Source organism: Kitasatospora sp. NPDC091257 (assembly GCF_044757675.1).
Taxonomy (GTDB): domain Bacteria; phylum Actinomycetota; class Actinomycetes; order Streptomycetales; family Streptomycetaceae; genus Kitasatospora; species Kitasatospora lactacystinica.
The window spans coordinates 1-19,144 of sequence record NZ_JBIVVI010000020.1; the positions used below are offsets into that span (position 1 = coordinate 1).

At 75.1% G+C, this 19,144-nt stretch carries 15 protein-coding genes; 6 read left to right on the top strand and 9 right to left on the bottom strand.

Annotation, left to right across the window (positions count from 1 at the left end):
- Positions 1–169: 169 nt before the first annotated feature.
- Positions 170–4,048, bottom strand: coding sequence for a glycosyltransferase family 2 protein (locus ACIQOV_RS01860; protein ID WP_401043752.1), 3,879 nt, complete (start codon positions 4,046–4,048; stop codon positions 170–172).
- 224 nt (positions 4,049–4,272) lie between these two features.
- The gene (locus ACIQOV_RS01865; RefSeq protein ID WP_030062195.1) at positions 4,273–4,545 is read right to left on the bottom strand and encodes a WhiB family transcriptional regulator; all 273 of its coding nucleotides are present in this window, start codon (positions 4,543–4,545) and stop codon (positions 4,273–4,275) included.
- 621 nt (positions 4,546–5,166) lie between these two features.
- On the opposite strand from ACIQOV_RS01865, the gene ACIQOV_RS01870 reads away from it, so the two are divergent.
- Genes ACIQOV_RS01870 through ACIQOV_RS01880 form a run of 3 tightly spaced genes read left to right on the top strand, consistent with a single transcriptional unit; the run spans position 5,167 to position 8,138 of the window.
- Positions 5,167–5,796, top strand: coding sequence for a cysteine dioxygenase (locus ACIQOV_RS01870; RefSeq protein WP_401043756.1), 630 nt, complete (start codon positions 5,167–5,169; stop codon positions 5,794–5,796).
- A gap of 42 nt (positions 5,797–5,838) precedes the next feature.
- On the top strand, positions 5,839–6,849 hold the full coding sequence (gene cofD / locus ACIQOV_RS01875; RefSeq protein WP_401043759.1) for a 2-phospho-L-lactate transferase: 1,011 nt from the start codon (positions 5,839–5,841) through the stop codon (positions 6,847–6,849).
- Entirely contained in the window at positions 6,846–8,138 is a 1,293-nt protein-coding gene (locus tag ACIQOV_RS01880; RefSeq protein ID WP_401043761.1) for a coenzyme F420-0:L-glutamate ligase, read from the top strand. Before cofD ends, ACIQOV_RS01880 begins: the two co-directional genes overlap by 4 nt.
- 6 nt (positions 8,139–8,144) lie before the next feature.
- Here the strand turns inward: ACIQOV_RS01880 and ACIQOV_RS01885 are convergent, their stop codons facing one another.
- From ACIQOV_RS01885 to ACIQOV_RS01900, 4 genes are all read right to left on the bottom strand, one after another.
- The gene (locus ACIQOV_RS01885) at positions 8,145–8,414 is read right to left on the bottom strand and encodes a type II toxin-antitoxin system RelE/ParE family toxin (protein WP_401043764.1); all 270 of its coding nucleotides are present in this window, start codon (positions 8,412–8,414) and stop codon (positions 8,145–8,147) included.
- On the bottom strand, positions 8,411–8,683 hold the full coding sequence (locus ACIQOV_RS01890) for a type II toxin-antitoxin system Phd/YefM family antitoxin (protein ID WP_401043767.1): 273 nt from the start codon (positions 8,681–8,683) through the stop codon (positions 8,411–8,413). Before ACIQOV_RS01890 ends, ACIQOV_RS01885 begins: the two co-directional genes overlap by 4 nt.
- Before the next feature lie 46 nt (positions 8,684–8,729).
- Entirely contained in the window at positions 8,730–9,641 is a 912-nt protein-coding gene (locus ACIQOV_RS01895) for a DNA-3-methyladenine glycosylase family protein (protein WP_401043770.1), read from the bottom strand.
- A 90-nt stretch (positions 9,642–9,731) separates the two neighbouring features.
- Positions 9,732–11,042 carry a peptidoglycan recognition protein gene (locus tag ACIQOV_RS01900; RefSeq protein WP_401043773.1) on the bottom strand — a complete coding sequence of 437 codons (1,311 nt, stop codon included), beginning with the start codon at positions 11,040–11,042 and terminating at the stop codon, positions 9,732–9,734.
- A 104-nt stretch (positions 11,043–11,146) separates the two neighbouring features.
- Between ACIQOV_RS01900 and ACIQOV_RS01905 the strand changes: the two genes are divergently transcribed.
- From ACIQOV_RS01905 to ACIQOV_RS01915, 3 genes are all read left to right on the top strand, one after another.
- Complete coding sequence (locus ACIQOV_RS01905) at positions 11,147–11,938, top strand: TIGR03089 family protein (protein ID WP_401043776.1); 792 nt, start codon at positions 11,147–11,149, stop codon at positions 11,936–11,938.
- A 36-nt stretch (positions 11,939–11,974) separates the two neighbouring features.
- Positions 11,975–13,255, top strand: a complete 1,281-nt coding sequence (locus ACIQOV_RS01910) for an LCP family protein (protein ID WP_401043778.1) — start codon at positions 11,975–11,977, stop codon at positions 13,253–13,255.
- Positions 13,256–13,480: 225 nt separating this feature from the next.
- A complete protein-coding gene (locus ACIQOV_RS01915) occupies positions 13,481–15,082 on the top strand; it encodes an LCP family protein (RefSeq protein WP_401043780.1) in 1,602 nt (533 codons plus the stop codon).
- Here ACIQOV_RS01915 and ACIQOV_RS01920 read toward each other — a convergent pair whose 3' ends face one another.
- The 3 genes from ACIQOV_RS01920 to ACIQOV_RS01930 form a co-directional block, all read right to left on the bottom strand.
- On the bottom strand, positions 15,083–15,697 hold the full coding sequence (locus tag ACIQOV_RS01920) for an acyltransferase (RefSeq protein ID WP_401043784.1): 615 nt from the start codon (positions 15,695–15,697) through the stop codon (positions 15,083–15,085).
- Between the two features lie 87 nt (positions 15,698–15,784).
- A complete protein-coding gene (locus tag ACIQOV_RS01925; RefSeq protein WP_359910112.1) occupies positions 15,785–16,825 on the bottom strand; it encodes a glycosyltransferase family 2 protein in 1,041 nt (346 codons plus the stop codon).
- 161 nt (positions 16,826–16,986) lie between these two features.
- The gene (locus tag ACIQOV_RS01930) at positions 16,987–19,023 is read right to left on the bottom strand and encodes a hypothetical protein (RefSeq protein WP_401043787.1); all 2,037 of its coding nucleotides are present in this window, start codon (positions 19,021–19,023) and stop codon (positions 16,987–16,989) included.
- Between the last annotated feature and the right edge of the window lie 121 nt (positions 19,024–19,144).

Genomic DNA, 19,144 nt, shown 5'->3' on the forward strand with positions numbered 1-19,144 from the left:
CAGGGCGCCCAGCAGCCGGAAGCGCCGGGCGGCGGCGCTCGCCAGGGCTGCGGCCGGGTCGGGCGGCCGGGGCCGCCCCGGACGGCTCCGCCGCGAAGGCGGGCCCGGCCGGCCCGGCGGCCTCGCCGGCGCCGGACTTCTTCCTGAATGCGGGCTTCTTCATCGCGGGTCAGCTCCCCGATCCGTGCTGGTGCGGGTACCGGCCGGGGCCGTTGGGGTCGTTCGGGTCGTAGTAGGGCTCGCCCTGCTGCTGGCCCGGCAGCCAGGGCTGCTGCTCCGGCTGCTGCTGGTGGCCGTCGTACCCGTGGGCGTCGTAGCCGTACGGCTGCTGCTGTTCGGGCTGGTACGGCTGCTCGTAGCCCTGCGGCCGGGTGCCGTCGTACCCGTGGTTCTCGTAGCCGTGGGCGTCGTAGCCCTGGCCGCCGTACGGCGCGGCGACCGGCTGCTGGGCCGCGTACTGGTCGTAGCTGTACGGGTCGGCCTGCTGGTACGCCTGGTACGGGTCGGTGTACTGCTCGGCGTCCTGGATGGCGGCGGCCGCCTGGACGGCTCCGGTCACCGGCTCGCCGGCGGGCCGCGCCGGGATCGCGCCCGGCCGGTCGTACACCCCGGACTCGTCGGCACCGCCCTCGGCGCCGTCCGCGCCCTCGCCGCCCTCGCCGCGCTCGGCCATCCGGCGGGCCCGGCGGCTGCCGGGGGCGGGGGCCTGCGCCTGGGCGGCGGCGGCCAGCGCGGCGGCGGCCACGGCCTCCTCGGGCAGGTCGTCGTCCTTGTGGCTGCGGCGGCCGGGCAGGGCCAGCACGAGGATGGTGAGGCCGAGCAGCACCTGGGCCCAGATCCAGCCGGTGTGGGCGGCTCCGCCCTCCCGGGTGACGGTCAGCTTGCCGCCGGCGGCCGGGAGCTTGAAGCCCTGCGCCCAGCCGTCGACCGTGGTGGGCTCCAGCGCGGTGCCGTCCACGGTGGCCTTCCACTCCGTGGCGGCGGACTCGGCGAGCCGCAGCACCCGGCCGTCCGGACCGGCCGGGACGGTGGCGGACAGGTCGCGGGCCCCTGACGGGACGACCACCGGGTTGGCGCCCGGGGCGGTGATCACCGCGCGGACCGCGGGGGTGCCGTTGACCTGCCAGAGCGCGGCGGCGCCGTCCTGGTTGGCCTTGACCAGGCCGGGGGTGGTGTCCAGAACGTCCTTGAAGACGTCGATCACCGGCTGCTGGACCAGCACGTAGGCGATGCCGTAACCGGCCAGCGCGCTCGCCTGGTCGGCACCGGACCCGGCCAGCAGGCTGCCGACCATCTTGTTCAGGCCGTCCTGGGTGCCGGTCGCCGGGTCGACGGTGGACTCGGCCTGGCCGAGCGTCAGCCCGGCGCCGCGCAGCACGGTGTAGCGGACCGCGCCGCCGCTCTTCTCCCCGGTGACGACCAGGGTGCGGGCCCGGTCGGTGGTGCCGGCCTCCTCGGCGATGAACGCGGGGACCTGGTCGGCCTGGCCGCGGTGCAGCGGGCCGCCGGCGCCGGTCAGCGCCCACCACAGGCCGGTGCCCAGCGGCGCCAGCACGGCCGTGGCCACCACCAGGGCGGCCACCGGCTGGCGCCAGCCGAAGGCGATCCCGGCCACGCGGGCGTTGGCGCCGTCGGCGCCGATCGCGGCGGCGGCCAGCAGGGCGATGCCGGCGATCAGGGTGGCCGGACCGGCCCAGGCGGGCACCGCCGGGCCGCCGGAGGCCGGGGTGACGGAGGTGCCCGCCACCGCGACCGAGAAGACCAGGCCGGCACCGGCCGCACCCCAGGCGACGAGGACCGCGCGGCGGCGGTCGGCGCGCAGCAGCGCGGCCAGCGCGGCGAGCACGACACCCGCCGAGAGCCAGATCGGCGGCACCCCGGCGCCGCCCGGGTTGACCAGCAGCAGACCGGCCGCGCTCGCGCCGCTGCCGTGCAGGCCGGGCAGCCCGGCCTCCAGCAGCAGCCGCTGCGGGTGCGACAGCACCGCGAGCGACCACGGCGCCAGCACCACGACGGGCACCGCCAGGATCACCAGGACGCGCAGGCCGAGCAGGCGCAGCGCCGCGCCACCGGAGCCGAAGGCGCCGCCGCGCAGCACCGCGACGACCAGCATCGCCAGGCAGAGCGGCACCGCGAGCGCCCAGGTCAGCGGGACGAAGGCGGTGGCCAGGGTGAGCAGCAGGACGGCCATCCAGACCGGGCGCCAGCCCGGGCGGGCGCCCTTGGCGGCGCTCTCGTCCCGGATGCCGAGGCCGGCCGCGATGGCGGCGGCGCGGGCCAGCGGCGGCAGCAGCACGGCGAGCACGGCGGTGCCGATCCGGCCCTGGGCGAGCGCGCCGGTCGCGGCGGGCAGCAGCGCGTAGGTGGCGCTGGCCCAGGCGCGGACCACCTTGGAGTCCAGCAGCGGCCGGGACACCAGGTAGGCGCTGACCGCGGCCAGCGGGACGGCGAGCACCACGATCAGGGTGAGCGCGAGGTCGGCGTGGTCGAAGAGCAGCCAGGAGAGCACGGCCAGCACGCCGAGGTACGGCGGCGCGGCGGCGGTGGAGCCGGTGCCGACCGGGTGCCAGGCGTCCGCGTACATCGACCAGAGGCCGCCGGCCCCGTCGGCCGCGGGCAGCAGGGCGCCGCCGAACAGCTCGCCGCTGCCGAACAGGCCGCGGCAGGCGATCAGGGCGAACACCAGCACGGCCGCGAACAGCACCGGCGCCGGGCGCCGGGCGAGCTTCTTGAGCAGCGCGAACTGCTCGACGACCAGGTCCTCGGCGTCCTCGTCGCCGCCGGCCTCGGCCGAGCCGTGCCGGCCGCTGTCGTCGCCGCCCCCTATCCCGAGCGAGCCGACGACGCCCTCGACCGCCAGCCGGGTGGTGGCCCCGGGGGCCGGGAAGAGCGTGCGGTCGTCCAGGGCGTCCGCCGCCCGGGACCGGGCACGGCGCTTGCGCGCGGCCAACAGCCGTGGGAAGCGGACGAGTTCGTGGCCGAGGCCGGCGAGTTCGTCGAAGGCCTGGCGCGGGTCCTTGCCGAGCAGGTTGGTGACGGCCCGCAGCAGGGTGCCGAGCACCAGCCGCAGCAGGACGTAGGGGAAGAGCGCGCCCTTGCAGTTGGTGAGCAGGGTGTAGACCGCGCCGGCCTTGTCCACCCGGTGCGGGTGGGAGGGGCCGCAGTCGATCGCGCGGCGCTCGCGGGAGGACGCCTCGGCGTGCCGCAGCACGGCGTCGGGGGCGACCACCACGCGGTGGCCGGCGGCGTTGACCCGCCAGCAGAAGTCAGTGTCGTCCCGCATCAGCGGGAGGGCCCTGTCGAAGCCGCCGAGCTCCTCGAAGACGTCCCGGCGCACCAGCATGCCCGCGCTGGAGACGGCGAGCACCGGGCGGACCTGGTCGTGCTGGCCCTGGTCCTGCTCGCGGCGGTCCAGGCCGGTCCAGCGGCGGCCGGAGTGGGCGATGGTGACGCCGACCTCCAGCAGCTGGCGGCGGTCGTACCAGCTGCGCAGCTTGGGGCCGACCACGGCGGCGCTGGAGGTGGAGTCGGCGACCTGGAGCAGCCGGCGCAGCGCGTCGGTCTGCGGTTCGCAGTCGTCGTGCAGCAGCCAGAGCCATTCGACCGGCCGGGTCTCGCGGGGGCCGCCGCGGCCGAGGTCGTCCTCCTGGGCGAGCGGGTCGCCGAAGTCGTCCCAGCCGCCGGTGACCGGGTCGTAGCCGGACGGGTCGAGCCGGTACGGCAGGTCTTCCGGACGCAGGGGCGCGCTGCTCGACACGGCCTCGGCGACGGCGGTGCCGAAGCCGGCCCGGCGGCCGAGGACCAGCGGGCCGCTGTCCGGCAGCCAGTCGGCGAGGGTGTCGGCGAGCAGTTGCGGAGAGTTGTCGGTGGATCCGGTGTCGACGGCGAGGATCCGCTGGACCTGGCGGTCCTGACCGAGCAGGCCGGCCATGGCCTGCGGCAGCCAGCGGGCGCCGTCGTGCGAGACGATCACGGCGGTGACCAGGTGGCGCGGGTAGGCGGGCGGCCGGGAAGCGGTGGAGCCGCTCTGGTGGCTGTAGACGGTCATCGCGTGCGCGGGCCCCAGTTCTCGGTGGACACAGCCGGTGAACGGCAACCGGATGGCGCACCACACTAACGGCTCCGGGTGGCCGCTTCGTCCGGGGTGTGCGTGCGGAGACCGTGAAGGGGGCCCCGGGAACACGAAAGCGCCCCACCATCGCGGTGAGGCGCCCGTACGGCTGTGCGGCTGTCCGTCGCTGTCGAAGGGTCAGCGAGGGTCGGGGCCGCCCGTCAGACCGCGCTCTTCTTGAGCCGGCGGCGCTCGCGCTCGGAGAGACCGCCCCAGATGCCGAAGCGCTCGTCATTGGCGAGCGCGTACTCCAGGCACTCGGAGCGGACCTCGCAGGCGAGGCAGACCTTCTTGGCCTCGCGGGTCGAGCCGCCCTTCTCGGGAAAGAAGGACTCGGGGTCGGTCTGGGCGCACAACGCGCGCTCCTGCCAGCCGAGTTCCTCCTCGTCCTCCGCGATGCCGTCCCCGATCAACAGCTCAAAGAGCTCGCTCATGTGGCGCGCCTCCTCTGCCCCTACTTGGCGTCCCCGTGGTTGCCGTTGCCTCGTGCGGCCGACGACACGAGTGAAATTACAGTTGCGTCACTCTGGCCCAGTCAAGCCGAGCTCTGGTATTGGGGCCGGGATTCACTCCCTGGCACCAAGCCGTTACGAATAGTGTACATATCCGGACACATCGGACCTTCTGCCTCAAGGTCCTGAACAGTGCCGAACCATCCGCAACCATTCAGCAGGTGACGCCCGGTCACCGCCACAGGCCGGTCATCGGGCTGCCTTCCCGGCGATCTTCCCATCGAAACATAGAGAGTGATGAATCACCCCATCAGGGAAAGATCCGGACCTAACCCCCTCGAATGCCGCATCCTTTGGTTTGACACCGCCCTCGCGGATGCGGTGTCCTTGCTTCTATGTCAGAGTTCGCCAGCCCCCGGAGCGGTTCCACCCTCCGCCGTGCCGTGAACTCTTGTTGTCGCCTCTGTTCCTGCTGTATCTAGGCGCCCGCGTCCCACCGCGCGCCGCCCCCAGGAAGCACAGAGGCCGCCCGCGATTCCCGTCCCAGGACATCCGGATCCGGCCGATCCCACGAACCGGCCGACTCCTCCGAGGACGACTCCCGTGCGCATGATCCGCATCCGCAAGCGGAACCGCGACCGCAACAAGCTCGCCCACCGCGGCCCCGCCACCGCCCCCGCCGGCACCCGGACCCGCCAGTGGGCCGACGGCCTCAGCGACGTCTCCATCGCCGGCGACCCGCTCGCCTTCCCGCACCTGGCCCGCACCGACCTGCCGGCCCACCCCACCACCGTCGCCGGGTACGCCCGGCTGGTGCGCGAGATCGCCGCCGACCGCACCCGTTGGGAGCCGCTCGTCCGCTACGACGCGCTGACCCGCTGGTACGCCCGGCTGGAGACCGGCCCCGGCTACGAGGTCTGGCTGCTCAGCTGGCTGCCCGGCCAGTCCAGCGGCTTCCACGACCACGGCGAGTCCTCCGGCGTGATGAGCGTCGTCAAGGGCGAGCTGATCGAGCGCTCCCTCACGCACGCGGGCGAGGGCGCCCGCGCCCTGCGGCCCGGCGGGCAGCGCGTGTTCTCCTCCGGCTACCTGCACGAGGTCGTCAACGGCGCGCTCGAACCCGCCGTCTCCATCCACCTCTACACCCCGGGCCTGACCGAGATGAACCAGTACGGCGCCGCCGCCGTCCCCGAGCAGCACCCCGAGCAGCAGGCACAGGCCGGGTCGCACTGATCCCGGGCTGACGGAGGGTCCGACCGTGGCAGGATGAGTCCCATGCGCATCGTGGCACTGGCAGGCGGAATCGGCGGGGCGCGCTTCCTGCGCGGACTCCGCGCGGCGGTCGGACCGCAGGACGAGATCACCGTCATCGGCAACACCGGCGACGACATCCACCTCTACGGCCTCAAGGTCTGCCCCGACCTCGACACCGTGATGTACACCCTCGGCGGCGGCATCCACGAGGAACAGGGCTGGGGCCGGACCGACGAGACCTGGTCCATCAAGGCCGAGATGAAGGCGTACGGCGTCGGCCCCGAGTGGTTCGGGCTCGGCGACCGGGACTTCGCCACCCACCTCGTGCGCAGCCAGATGCTCACCGCCGGGTACAGCCTCACCCAGGTCACCGAGGCGCTGTGCGTGCGCTGGAAGCCGGGCGTGCGGCTGCTGCCGATGAGCGACGACCGGGTCGAGACCCACGTGCGGATCACCGACGAGCAGGGCACCCGGGCGATCCACTTCCAGGAGTACTGGGTCAAGCTGCACGCCGCGGTGGACGCCGAGGCGGTCGTCGCGGTCGGCGCGGACACCGCCAAGCCCGCGCCCGGCGTGCTGGAGGCGATCGCCGGGGCGGACGTCATCCTCTTCCCGCCGTCCAACCCGGTGGTCTCGATCGGCACCATCCTCGCCGTCCCCGGCATCCGGGAGGCGGTCGCCGCCGCACCCGCGCCCGTCGTCGGGCTCTCCCCGATCATCGGCGGGGCGCCGGTGCGCGGCATGGCCGACAAGGTGCTCGCCGCCGTCGGCGTCGAGGCCACCGCGGAGGCGGTCGCGCTGAACTACGGCAGCAGGGCGGCGCTGCCAAGCGGCCCGGGCGAGAGCGGCGACGGGCGAGGGGCGGGCCTTCTCGACGGGTGGCTGGTCGACAGCGCCGACGAGGCCTCGGTGGCCGCCGTCGAGGCCGCCGGGATCGCCTGCCGGGCCGTCCCGCTGCTGATGACCGACATCGAGGCCACCGCCGAGATGGCGCGCACTGCGCTGGCGCTGGCGGAGCAGGTGCGGAAGTGACGCTGGAGGTCCTCGGAGTCGGCGGCATCCCCGAGATCGAGGCGGGGGCGGACCTGGGCGAGCTCATCGCCAAGGCGGGGACGTACCAGGACGGCGACATCCTGCTGGTCACCTCGAAGATCGTCAGCAAGGCCGAGGACCGGCTGCTGCACGCCACCGACCGCGAGGACGCGATCGACGCCGAGACCGTCCGACTGGTCGCCCGGCGCGGACCGATCCGAATCGTGGAGAACCGCAACGGCTTCATCATGGCCGCCGCCGGGGTCGACGCCTCCAACACCGCCCCCGGCACCGTACTGCTGCTGCCCGAGGACCCGGACGCCTCCGCGCGGGCGCTGCGGGCCCGGCTCCAGCAGCTCACCGGCCGCCGGCTCGCCGTCGTCGTCACCGACACCTTCGGACGGCCCTGGCGCAACGGGCTGACCGACGTCGCGATCGGCGCCGCGGGCCTCTCCGTCCTGGAGGACCACCGGGGCCGCACCGACAGCCACGGCAACCGGCTGGAGATGACCGTCACCGCGACGGCCGACGAACTCGCCGCCGCCGCCGACCTGGTGAAGGGCAAGGCCACCGGCGTCCCGGTGGCGGTCGTGCGCGGACTCGGGCACCTCGTCACCGCCGAGGACGGCGAGGGCGTCCGGCCGCTGGTCCGGCCCTCCGTCGACGACATGTTCCGGCTCGGCACCTCCGAGGCGCTGCGGCAGGCCGTCACCCTGCGGCGCACCGTCCGCTCCTTCACCGCGGAACCGGTCGACCCGGCGGCCGTCCGCCGCGCCGTCGCCGCCGCCGTCACCGCGCCCGCCCCGCACCACACCACACCGTGGCGGTTCGTGCTGCTGGAGTCGGCGGACACCCGGGTGCGGCTGCTCGACGCGATGCTCGCCGCCTGGCAGCGCGACCTGCGCGAACTCGACGGCTGGGACGAGGCGAGGATCGCCCGGCGCACCGCCCGCGGCAACGTCCTGCGCGACGCCCCCTACCTGGTGGTGCCCTGCCTGGTGACGGACGGCTCGCACGACTACCCCGACCCGCGCCGGGCCACCGCCGAACGGGAGATGTTCACCGTCGCCGTCGGCGCCGCCGTGCAGAACCTGCTGGTCGCGCTCACCGGCGAGGGCTACGGCTCCGCCTGGGTCTCGTCCACCATGTTCTGCCGCGACACCGTGCGCGAGGCGCTGGACCTCCCGGACGACTGGGACCCGATGGGCGCCGTCGCCGTCGGCCGCCCCGCCGAGCCGCCGAAGGCCCGCCCGGAGCGCGGCGCCGACGCCTTCATCGCGGTGCGGTAGGGATACTCAGAGACCGCGGTAGACGTCCCGGCGATTGCCGACGTGAACGACGAGGATCACCAACACGTCGCCGCGCACCTGATAGATCACCCGGAAATCACCGACCCTGAGCCGGTAGAGGTCATCGTTGCCGGCCAGCTTCTTGACGTCGGGTCCGTCGACGAACGGGTCGTCCCCCAGCTCGGTGAGGGCGGTGAGGATACGCATCACCTCAAGCCGACCGATCCCGCGCAGCTGGCGCCGGGCATGCGAGGTGAAGCCGAAGGCGTACTTCACGCAGCGCTCCCGGCGGAGTCCGCGGGCGATCCGAACAAGTCCGCCAGCAGCTCGGCCATGGTGACGGTCGGATCGTCCAGGTGCTTCCGCGCCTCACGCGCGGCGAGTTCATCCGCCGCATCCTCTATGGCGTCGAGAATCTCGATCGGCACGACCGCTCCGACGCGCTCGCCCTTGCGCGTGATCACGGTGATCTCGCCGGCCTCGGCCTGGGTGACCACCTCCGCAAGGCGTGCCCGCAGTTCCCGGATGTTCAGCGCGTCGGTCATGACTCAAGCGTACACATGAACGTGTACACCAGGAGGGGTTTCCGGGTCAGCGGCGGCGGTGGTCGTTGGGGGTCAGGCGCGCGCCGTAGCGGGGGGCGTGGACGCCGGTGGCCAGCAGCAGGCGGCAGACGCGGTGGCGCTGGGGACGGTAGGGCTCCAGCAGCGCCAGCATCTGGGCGTCGTCGCTGCGGGGGCGGCCGGCCAGGGCCCAGCCGACCAGATCGGGCAGGTGGAAGTCCCCGACCGAGACCGCGTCCGGATCGCCGTTGCTGCGCTGCAGGGTCTCGGCGGCCGTCCAGACCCCGATGCCCGGGACGGCGGTGAGGCGGGCGAAGGCCTCCTCGTGGCCCATCGCCGAGGCCTCCTCCAGCCGCGGCGCCAGCCGGACCGCGCGCATGATCGTCGCCGAGCGCTTCGGGTCCACGCCCGCCCGGTGCCACTCCCAGCTCGGCACCAGCGCCCACTCGCGGGCCGACGGTGCCACCCGCATGCCCTCGGCCGGGCCCGGCGCCGGGGTGCCGAAGTCCCGCAGCAGGGTGCGCCAGGCGCGGTAGGCCTCGTCGGTGGTGACCTTCTGCTCCAGGATCGCCGGGACCAGCGACTCCAGCACCAGACCGGTCCTGGCCAGCCGGACCCCGGCGGTACGGCGCTGGGCGTCCCGCAGCGGGCCGGGCGGCAGGACCAGCGCCTCCGGGGCGTCGTCGGCGCCGAGCAGGGTGGGGAGGCGGTCGAGGAGCCAGTCCGCGCCCGGGCCCCAGGCGCTCGCCTCGACCTCGCCGGCGGCCGGACGCGGCAGCACCCGCAGGGTGCCGATGCCGGCCGGGGTGCGGGAGGCGCGCCAGACGGCGCCGTCGCCGGTGCTGCGGTACGCCGGATCGGCGGGGCCCCGGCGCAGCGGGAGCAGGGTGCGGGCCACGTCCAGCGGGAAGCCCGGGCGCCAGCGCCGTACCGCTTCCACCGCTGTCGCCTCCCGCGTCGCCTCCGGACATGAACGATACGCGCGGGGTCGGACGGGCCCGGGGCGGCACCGGCCGGACGCGGCGAGGGGTCAGCGGGTCTGGAGGAGGGCGGCCGCGGTGCGCAGGGCGGGGAGCAGGGCGTAGAGGGCGTTGCCCGGGCACTCGGTGGCGACGGCGTCACGGTGTCCGGAGACGGCGTCGAACTCGACGACGCTGCCCCTGGGGTAGCGGCTGGCGCCCGAGGAGGAGGTGAGCTTGGTACGGCCGTCGGCGGGTTGGGCTTCGAGGCCGAGCTTCCAGGCGGCGAGCGCGGCGAGGCCGTCGACGAGCGGCTGGGGCGGCCGGCCGTCGACGTAGGTGCCGAGCGCGGCGATGCCGGAGGAGTCGGCGTTGAAGCCGAGGGTGTGGGCGCCCTGGACGGGGCGCTCGACGCCGCCCGCCCGGCCCTCGTAGACGGTGCCGCAGCGGTCGACCAGGAAGTTGTAGCCGATGTCCCGCCAGCCGTTGGTCTTCACGTGGTACTGGTAGATCGCCCGGATCACCCGGGGGGCGTCGGCGCAGGCGTAGTCCGTGGCGGTGTCGGTGTGGTGGACGAAGACCTCGCGGACCGGGCCGGTGTACACGAAGTCCCGCTCGCGCAGTGACTCGTCGGCCCCCCAGCCGGCCCGGGTGACGATCGTCGGGCGCGGAGCCTGACCCTTGGGCCCCGGCTCGGTGGACGGCCCCGTCGGCGGGTCCGCGGGCGACTCCGTCGGCGACCCGGTTGTCGGGTCCGTCGGCGGATTCACGGGAGGCCCGGTCGGCGGGTCCGTCGGCGAGGCCGTCGGCGGATTCACGGGAGGCCCGGTCGGCGGGTCCGTCGGCGGGTTGGCGGGCGGATCCGACGGCGAGGCCGTCGGCGGGTCAGTCGACGGCCCGGTCGGCGGCTCCGCGGGCAGGGTCCGTACGCCCGCCGGGGCGGCCCCGTTCCCCGGGTCGACCAGGTCGAGCCGCAGCCCGGCCGGGACTCCGGCGGGCCCGGGCCGGACCTCCACCGCGACGCCGTCGCTGCGGCCGGTCCAGAGCGGGGCGGTGGCGCCGTGCGCCGGGTGGTCGGGACCGGCCTCCAGCCGGTGCCAGGCACTCCAGCGGCCGGTGGCGGCGTCCCGGGTGCGGACCCGGACCACCGCCCCGGCGAGGGCGTCCGCCGGGCCGTCCCAGCCCAGGCCGAGGAGTTCGAACGGTCGGGTGCCGCGCGCGGCGAGGCCGGTCCCGGCGGGCAGCGGGAGGGTGATGGTCGAGCCGCCGCCGGCGAACTCGCGGCGCTGCGGCGTCGGCGAGGGGGTCGCGGTGGCGGCGGGTTGGAGCAGGAGGGCGGCGGTGCATCCGGCGAGCAGGGCGGCCGGGAGTGAGAGGCGCATAAACCGGATCGTCGCCGCAAACCGGACCGCCCGCCACGCCGCTCCGCGCCCGTTCGGCCGCCCCTCCCGGCCTCCCACCCGAAGGCCGTAGGCTGGGGCGCACCATGACTGCGCCTTTCGCTGCCGATGCCCGCACCCCCGTCGAGCTGCTGCACGCATTCCTGCGCGGCGGCACCCCTTCGGTCGATCCCGCGGCCCCGCTGGTCACCTTCTACGACGACGCCACCGGCGAACGGGTGGAGCTCTCCGCCCGCACCTTCGACAACTGGGTCGCCAAGACCGCCAACCTCCTCCAGGACGAGCTGAACGCCGGCCCCGGTGACCGGGCGGCGCTGCTGCTGCCCGCCCACTGGCAGAGCGCCGTCTGGCTGCTGGCCTGCTGGTCGGTCGGGGTGGCGGCGGTCCCGAGCGGTGACCCGGCCGCCGCCGACCTGGTGGTCAGCGGCCCGGACGGGCTGGAGGCCGCCCAGGCCTGCGAGGGCGAGCGGGTCGCGCTCGCCCTGCGCCCGCTCGGCGGCCGCTTCCCGCAGCGTCCGGAAGGGTTCCTGGACTACGCCGCCGAGGTGCCCGGCCAGGGCGACCGCTTCGCGCCGTACTCCCCCGTCGCCCCGGACGGGCAGGCGCTGGAGACCGCGGTGGACGGGCTGCCGCTGAAGCTGACGGGCGAGCAGACCGTGGCGCTGGCCCGGGAGGGCGCGGCGCGGCTCGGCCTGAAGCCCGGTGACCGCGTCCTGTCCACCCTCGCGTACGACGACTGGGCCGGTCTGGAGGCCGGTCTGCTGGCGCCGCTGGCGGCCGGTGCCTCGGTGGTGCTGTGCCGCAATTCGCAGGCGCTGGACGCCGGGCAGTGGGAGAAGCGGACGGAATCCGAACGGGTGACACTGCGCCTCGGCTAACGCCCGGCGCGGGCCCGGCGGGTAGGGATCGCTGCCATGGCCGAGGACGACACCGCGCACCCCCCGACCGGCACTCCCCCGGCGAACGGCCCCGCACAGGACGATCCGCCGACCGACACCCCTCCCGACGGGGCCGGACGCCCGCGACGGCGCCGGCGGTGGTTGATGATCACCGCCGGCGCCGTCGCGTTCCTGCTGGTCGCCACCGGCGCGCTGCTCTGGATCGCCTACCGCAAGCTGGACGGCAACATCCGCACCGACTCGGCCACCGACCGGCTGCTCGCCCGGCTGGAGGCCGAGCGGCCGAGCCGCACCGCCGGGGCGCGGGGCGCCGAGAACATCCTGCTGATCGGCAGCGACGACCGCTCCGGCGCGAACGCCTCGTACGGCGGTGGGAGCGGCACCGAGCGCTCGGACACCACGATCCTGCTGCACCTGGCCGCCGACCGCAGGCACGCGACGGCGGTCTCGGTGCCGCGCGACGTCATGGTCTCCGTCCCCGCCTGCGAGAAGCCGGACGGCAGCCGCAGCAAGCCCGCGCTGATGCAGTTCAACCGGGCCTTCGAGACGGGCGGTCCGGCCTGCTCGATCCGGACCGTCGAGAAGCTGAGCGGCATCCGGATCGACCACTACGTGATCCTCGACTTCAGCGGCTTCAAGACGATGGTGGACGCGATCGGCGGGGTCGAGGTGTGCGTGCCGCAGCCGATCCACGACAAGGACGCCAGACTCGACCTGCCCGCCGGCCGGCAGACCCTGCACGGCGAGCAGGCGCTCGGCTACGTCCGGGCCCGGGAGAGCCTGGGCGACGGCAGCGACACCCAACGCATGGGCCGCCAGCAGCAGTTCCTGGCCGCGCTGATCCGCAAGGCGCAGTCGCAGGGCGTGCTGCTGAACCCGGCGAAGCTGTGGCCGGTGCTGGACGCCGCGACCTCCTCGGTGCGGGCGGACGGCGGGCTGTCCTCGCTCGGCGCGCTGTACGACCTCACCCAGGACCTGCGCGGCGTCCCCTCGGCGGACGTGGTCTTCCTGACCGCGCCGCGCCGCCCGTACCGCTACGACTCGGACCGGGACGAGTTCGTGCAGCCGCAGACCGGCCAGTTGTTCGCGGCGTTGCGGGACGACCGGCCGGTCGCCGTCCGGCCGCCCGGGTCCTCGCCCTCGTCGGGCCCGTCCCCGTCCCCGGGGGCGGGTCCGACGGCCGAGGTGGCGGCGGCGGTGACGGCCTCGGCGACGGCGACCGCGTCACCCTCCGCGAGCGCCGCGCCCACCTTCGAGGGACGCACCGCCGACGTGGACGCCTGCGCCCCGCACTGAACCGCCGGCCCCCGACCGCGCCGGCGCACCCCGGTCCGGCCCCGTCGGCCGATCCGGACGTTTCCGCAATTGCTCGGCCACGAGCGGTATTTATCCCCGCCCTGCCGGAACATGGCGGAGATCACACCGGGAACGACTCCCCCGTTCGGCTCGTCTAGTGTGTCCGGATCGGCCCGTCCGTACGGGCGGTCCGCAGCCGTGACCGGTCGAAGGTAGGGAACCCCCGTGCACGAGGAGCAACCGGAAGGCGGCCGGTACCGGGTCGACCCGGCTCCCGGCGTCCCCCGGCAGCGCCGGCGGGCCGTCGAGGCACCGGCGGCACCGGCCCCCGAGGGCCGCCGGGACAGCCGGCGGCGGGCGGCCGCGCTCGCCAAGCGCAGCCGGCGCCGACGGGCGCTCAAGTGGACGGCCGGGGCGGGCGCCCTGGTGATGGTGGCGGGCTGCGGCGGAGCGTACTACCTGTACCGGCACTTCAACGACAACCTGACCTCGGTCAAGGTCCAGCTGGGCGACGAGTCCGAGCGGCCCCCGGCCGCCGGGGACGCGCTGAACATCCTGGTGATCGGCACGGACAGCCGGGAGGGCCTCGGCCGGGAGTACGGCGACGAGGGCAGCACCGGGCACGCCGACACCACGCTGCTGTTCCACATCGCCAAGGACCGCACCAACGCGACGGTGATCAGCCTCCCGCGCGACCTGATGCTGCCGATCCCGGAGTGCCAGAACGCCCAGGGGAAGAAGATCCAGGGCTCGGCGCGGGAGGAGTTCAACAACAGCCTCGGCCAGGAGGGGCGCGACGCGGGCTGCACCTGGAAGACCGTCGAGAAGAACACCGGGATCCGGGTCGACCACTTCGTGCAGGTCAACTTCGAGGCGGTGAAGACCCTGTCCACCGCCGTCGGCGGGGTCGAGGTCTGCGCGGCCAAGGACATCAACGACTCCGGCTCCCACCTCAAGATGACCAAGGGCCGGCACGTGGTCCAGGGCGAGGAGGCGCTGGCCTTCGTCCGCACCCGGCACGCGGTCGGCCAGGGCGGCGACCTCACCCGGATCCCGCTCCAGCAGCAGTTCATCAGCTCGATGATCCGCAAGATCAAGAGCGACGACACCCTGACCAGCCCGACCAAGCTCTACAAGCTCGCGGACGCCGCCACCAAGGCACTCACCGTGGACTCCGGCATCGGCAGCGTGGACAAGCTCAAGGACCTCGCGCTGGACATCAGCAAGGTGGACACCAAGAACATCACCTTCACCACCGCGCCCGTCCTGGACGACCCCAAGGACGAGAACCGGGTGATCCTCAAGCAGCCGGACGCCGGGCAGCTGTTCGCGATGGTCGCGGCCGACCGCTCGCTGACCGAGACCGCCGCCCCGCCGAGCGCCCCGCCCGCCGCCGAGGCCCCGGCCACCGGCGCCGCGACCCCGCCGCCCGCCCCGGCCGCCACCACCCCGCCGGTCTCCGGCAAGGGCGTCCAGCTGACGGTGCGCAACGGCAGCGGCACCCGCGGACAGTCCGGGCCGACCGTGGAGAAGCTCCGGGCGAAGGGCTTCGACAAGGCCGTGGTGGGCAGCGACGCACCGCCCGCCGAGACCACCACGGTGTCCTACCCGTCCGGCCGGGAGGCCGAGGCCCAGGCCCTGGCCGCCGCCCTCGGCCTGCCCGGCGACGCCGTCCGGCCGGCCGCGAAGTCGGACCCGAAGGGCGGGCTGCTGCTGGTGCTCGGCAAGGACGTGCTGGCCGCCGCCAACCCGTCGGCGGTGCCCACCGAGGCGCCCGAGGACCTCCAGCGGGTCCAGGCGGACGACACCGACGTCTGCGCCAAGTAGCTAGCCGGGCAGGAGGGTTCCGCCCTCCTCGCGGTACCGCTCGGAGGTCCGGGGGCACTGCCAGCCGCCGTCCCCGGTGGGCCGCAGCGGCTCGCCGGCCCGGCCGACCCAGCCGATCCGGCGGGCCGGGACACCGGCGACCAGCGCGAAGTCCGGGACGTCCCGGTGCACCACCGCGCCGGCCGCGACCAGCGCCCAGCGGCCGACCGTCACCCCGGCGACCAGCACCGCACGGCCGCCGATCGAGCAACCCTGACGGAGCGTCACCCCATCGGCCCGCCAGTCGTGTTGGCCCTTGGGGCGGCCCTCGGGAGTGACCGCGCGGGGGTACCGGTCATTGGTGAGGACGGCGGCCGGGCCGATGAACACCCCGTCCTCGACCACCGCCGGCTCGTACACCAGCGCGTGGTTCTGCACCTTGACCCGGTCCCCGATCCGCACGCCGGGGCCGACGTACGCGCCGCGGCCGATCACGCAGTCCGCACCGACCACCGCGTCCTCGCGGACCTGGGCGAGGTGCCAGACCGCCGTCCCGGCACCGATCGCGGCCCGTTCGTCGACGTCCGCGCTCGGCTCGATCCGGGCCGCACCCGCCCCGTCCTCAACTGTCGCCATGCGCACCGACGATAGCGGCGCCGCACGGCACCGCGGGCTGCCGAGACGAATCAGCGGGCGCCAGGGCGCGTCAGGCACGCCCCGGGATCAACCCGTCTTCGAGAGCACGTCCTTGGAGGACGGGCCGACGCTGGCGATCACTCTTCGGGCCAGCGAGCGCGGAGAGGTCAGGAAGCCGAAGCCCCAGCTGAGGTGCATGGTCGCGAAGGCCACCGGCAGCAGCGCCCTGGCCTTGAACGACAGCCCGCGGCCTTCGACCGCGGCGCCGCCGAGGATGCCCATCAGGTACGCGCCGGGCACCGCCAGGAAGGCCGGGTGGACGGCGGCGCCGAGCACCAGCCCGAGGACGACCGCCGCCAGCGCGGCCGGCGGGGCGAGGTAGCGCATGTTGACCGAGCCGCGGTGGTAGCGGGTGACCACCCGGCGCCAGCGGCCGTAGTCCTTGTACTGCTTGGCCAGCGCCCGCACCGAGGGGCGGGGCCGGTACGTCACCTTGAGCTGCGGGGTGAACCAGACCAGGCCGCCGTCCTGGCGGATCCGGTAGTTCAGCTCCCAGTCCTGGGCGCGGATGAACTCCTCGTTGTAGCCGCCGAGCTTCTCCAGCACCTCGCGCCGGAACACCCCGAGGTAGACGGTGTCCGCCGGGCCGGCCAGGCCGCCGGTGTGGAAGGCCGCGTTCCCGACGCCGATCTTGGAGGTCATCGCGGCGGCGACCGCGTGCTCCCACTCGGTCTCGCCCTCGGCGTGCATGATGCCGCCGACGTTGGCCGCCTCCATCTCGCCGAGCAGCCGGACCGCCGTGGTGATGTAGCCGGGGGTGAGCAGGCCGTGGCCGTCCACGCGCACGACTATCGGGTGCCGTGAGCCCCGGATCGCGGCGTTCAGCCCGGCCGGCGTCCGGCCGGTGGGGTTCGCCACCGTCCGCACCCGCGGGTCCTCGGCCACCAGCTCGGCCGCGATCTCCGCGGTGCGGTCGGTGGAGGGGCCGAGGGCGATCACCACCTCCATCGGCCCGGGATACTCCTGGTCCAGGATGCGGCGGACCGCCGTGCGCAGGTGACGTTCCTCGTTGAGCACCGGCATGATCACGGAAACAGCCGGCAGCTCCTCAGCAGCCTTGGTGTTCATCGGGGCCAACCGTACCGGTGCGGACGCGTCCCCGTCTTGTCCCGGTCTGGGCGGCCGGGGACGCCTCGCGGCGCGGCACCGGTGCTGTGATCAAGAACACCGTACTCCCCCTTACGCGCGGGCCGGAAGCGGTGTGGATCCGGTGCCGGTCCGGGGTGGGTTCAGAGTGCGTAGTGAGCGACGGTGAACACCGCGTAACCGGTCAGCGCGAGCCGGTTCACCAGGTGCTGGGGGCCGCCCAGCCGGTCCGGCAGGGCCTGCGCCGGCCGCAGGTCGGGGCGGTGGGCGGCGGTGGCGACGGTCCGGGCCACCGCCGCCGGGTCGTACCGCCCGCCGAAGAAGGCGGCCAGCCGGGCCGCCGGGCGGCTGAAGAAGGAGAACTCCCGACCGCCGCGCAGCCGGATCGTCAGCAGGCTCCGGTGCACCGCCGCCGCCGAGATCTCCGCCCAGCGGTAGCTGCGGGTGCGCAGTGCGGTGGCCACCCGCAGGCCGTCGCGGTCGGCCACCAGCTGCCAGGAGAACGTCTGGGCGCAGGCGTGGATCGCCAGCGAGCCGATCCACAGCGGGCGCACCAGCCCCTCCCACCAGCCGTCGTCGTCGAGCAGCACGACGGCGGCGACGACCAGCAGCGCCGCCAGCGGTCCGGCCGCCGCCCGCAGTGGCAGCGGCATCTCCCAGCGACAGGCGTCCAGCGGCCGGGCGTCCGAGCCGGCCTCGGGGGCGGCGGCGACGGTCTCGGCGGTCAGCGCGGCGACCGCCAGCTCGCGCTCGCGGTAGCGCTCGGAGCGCCGGCCGAGCCGCGGGGCCCGGGCGACGGGGGCGACCACGGAGGCCACCCGCTGCGTGTCGCCGTCCAGCAGGGCCGGGCGGACCAGGAGCTGCTGGTCGGGGCCGTCCGGGCCGCGGTACAGCACGGCCGGGACGCTGCGGCCGGCCCGGGCCAGCCAGGCGGCGGCCTGGTCCGGGGTGGCGCGCTCGAAGAGTTCGCCGTACTCCTCCTCGGCCGGGTCGTACCGCGGTTCCGACCCGGGGTGGTCCTCCTCGTCGCCCTCCAGGTCGGGGTGCTCGGGCAGCCAGCCGGGGCCCGGGCGGTCCGGCATGTCCGGGTGGCCCTCCCGGGCCCAGTAGTAGCGCTCCCACTCCTTCAGCCGCCACAGCGCGGGCCCGTCCGCCGGGCCGTCCACCGGGAGCACCAGCAGGTCGCCCTGGGCGTCGGCCCGGACCCGGACGGCCAGGGCGGGAGCGGTGCCCTCGAAGGCGGGCCGGGTGCGGCGGACGTCGTGGGCCAGGGCGGAGCCGAGCAGCAGCAGGCCGGGCAGGGCGAGCAGGCCGCCGAGGAGCACCTCGCCGGACAGGTCGTAGTCGTCGCCCAGCGCGCGGACCCGGTCGCCGTCCAGCAGCAGCGGGATCGCCTGGCCCGGCTGCGGTCGCTCGGCCCACCACACGTCCAGCTTCGCGGTGGGCCCGGCGGCGGCGCCGGGCGGCGCGGCGACCGTCACGTCACCGCGGTGGGGGTCCTGGTAGTGGACGGTCAGCAGGCCGTCCCGGTCGAACTCCCCCGCGGTGCCGGTGACCCGCACGGCCGCGCCGTCCCGCTCCTCCTGCTGGGACTGCGCCCACAGGCCGTACACCGGCAGCGCGGCGGCGGCGACCAGGAACAGCACGCCGAGCACCCGCCGCCCGACCGGCGCGTGCGGGGGGTGGACGGGCGAGGGCGCGCCGGCGGCCGTCCAGGGGAAGGGGACGGGCGGGGCCATCAGTTCGTCGAGCTGGTGGCGGGCGCGGCGGCGGCCGAGGTCGGCGCCGATCAGGACGGCGGCCAGCAGCAGGTGCAGCAGCACGGCGGACCAGCGGGCGAGCGGGGTGACCAGGCCGTTCGGGAGGTACCAGAACAGGGCCAGGGCGGCGACCGGGACGAGCGGCCGGACGCGGGGCCGGCCGACCAGCAGGACGGCCTCGGCCAGCAGCGTCCAGAGGGCCAGGGTCTCGCCCCAGGTCTCCCGGCAGATGCCCTGGGCGTTGCAGACCCCTCCGCTGTCCGGCTCCACCGCGGCGGCCAGGGTCAGGAAGGCGACCGGCAGCAGCGCGAGCCACCGGCTGTCCAGCCGCCACGCGGTCCGGGCGGCGCGCCAGCGGGCGGCGGCGGCACTGGTGAGGGGCGCGGCGCTGGGCAGCGGCGGGGCGTCCGAGGGGAACATCGGACGATCATCCCAGCCCGGGGGAAACGGAACGCACCTCGGCGGCGGCCTCCCGGCAAGGGGCGGGGGCCCAACAGTTTTGGGGGGGGTAAACGACGGGGGGGTCGACCCGCGCCCCCCC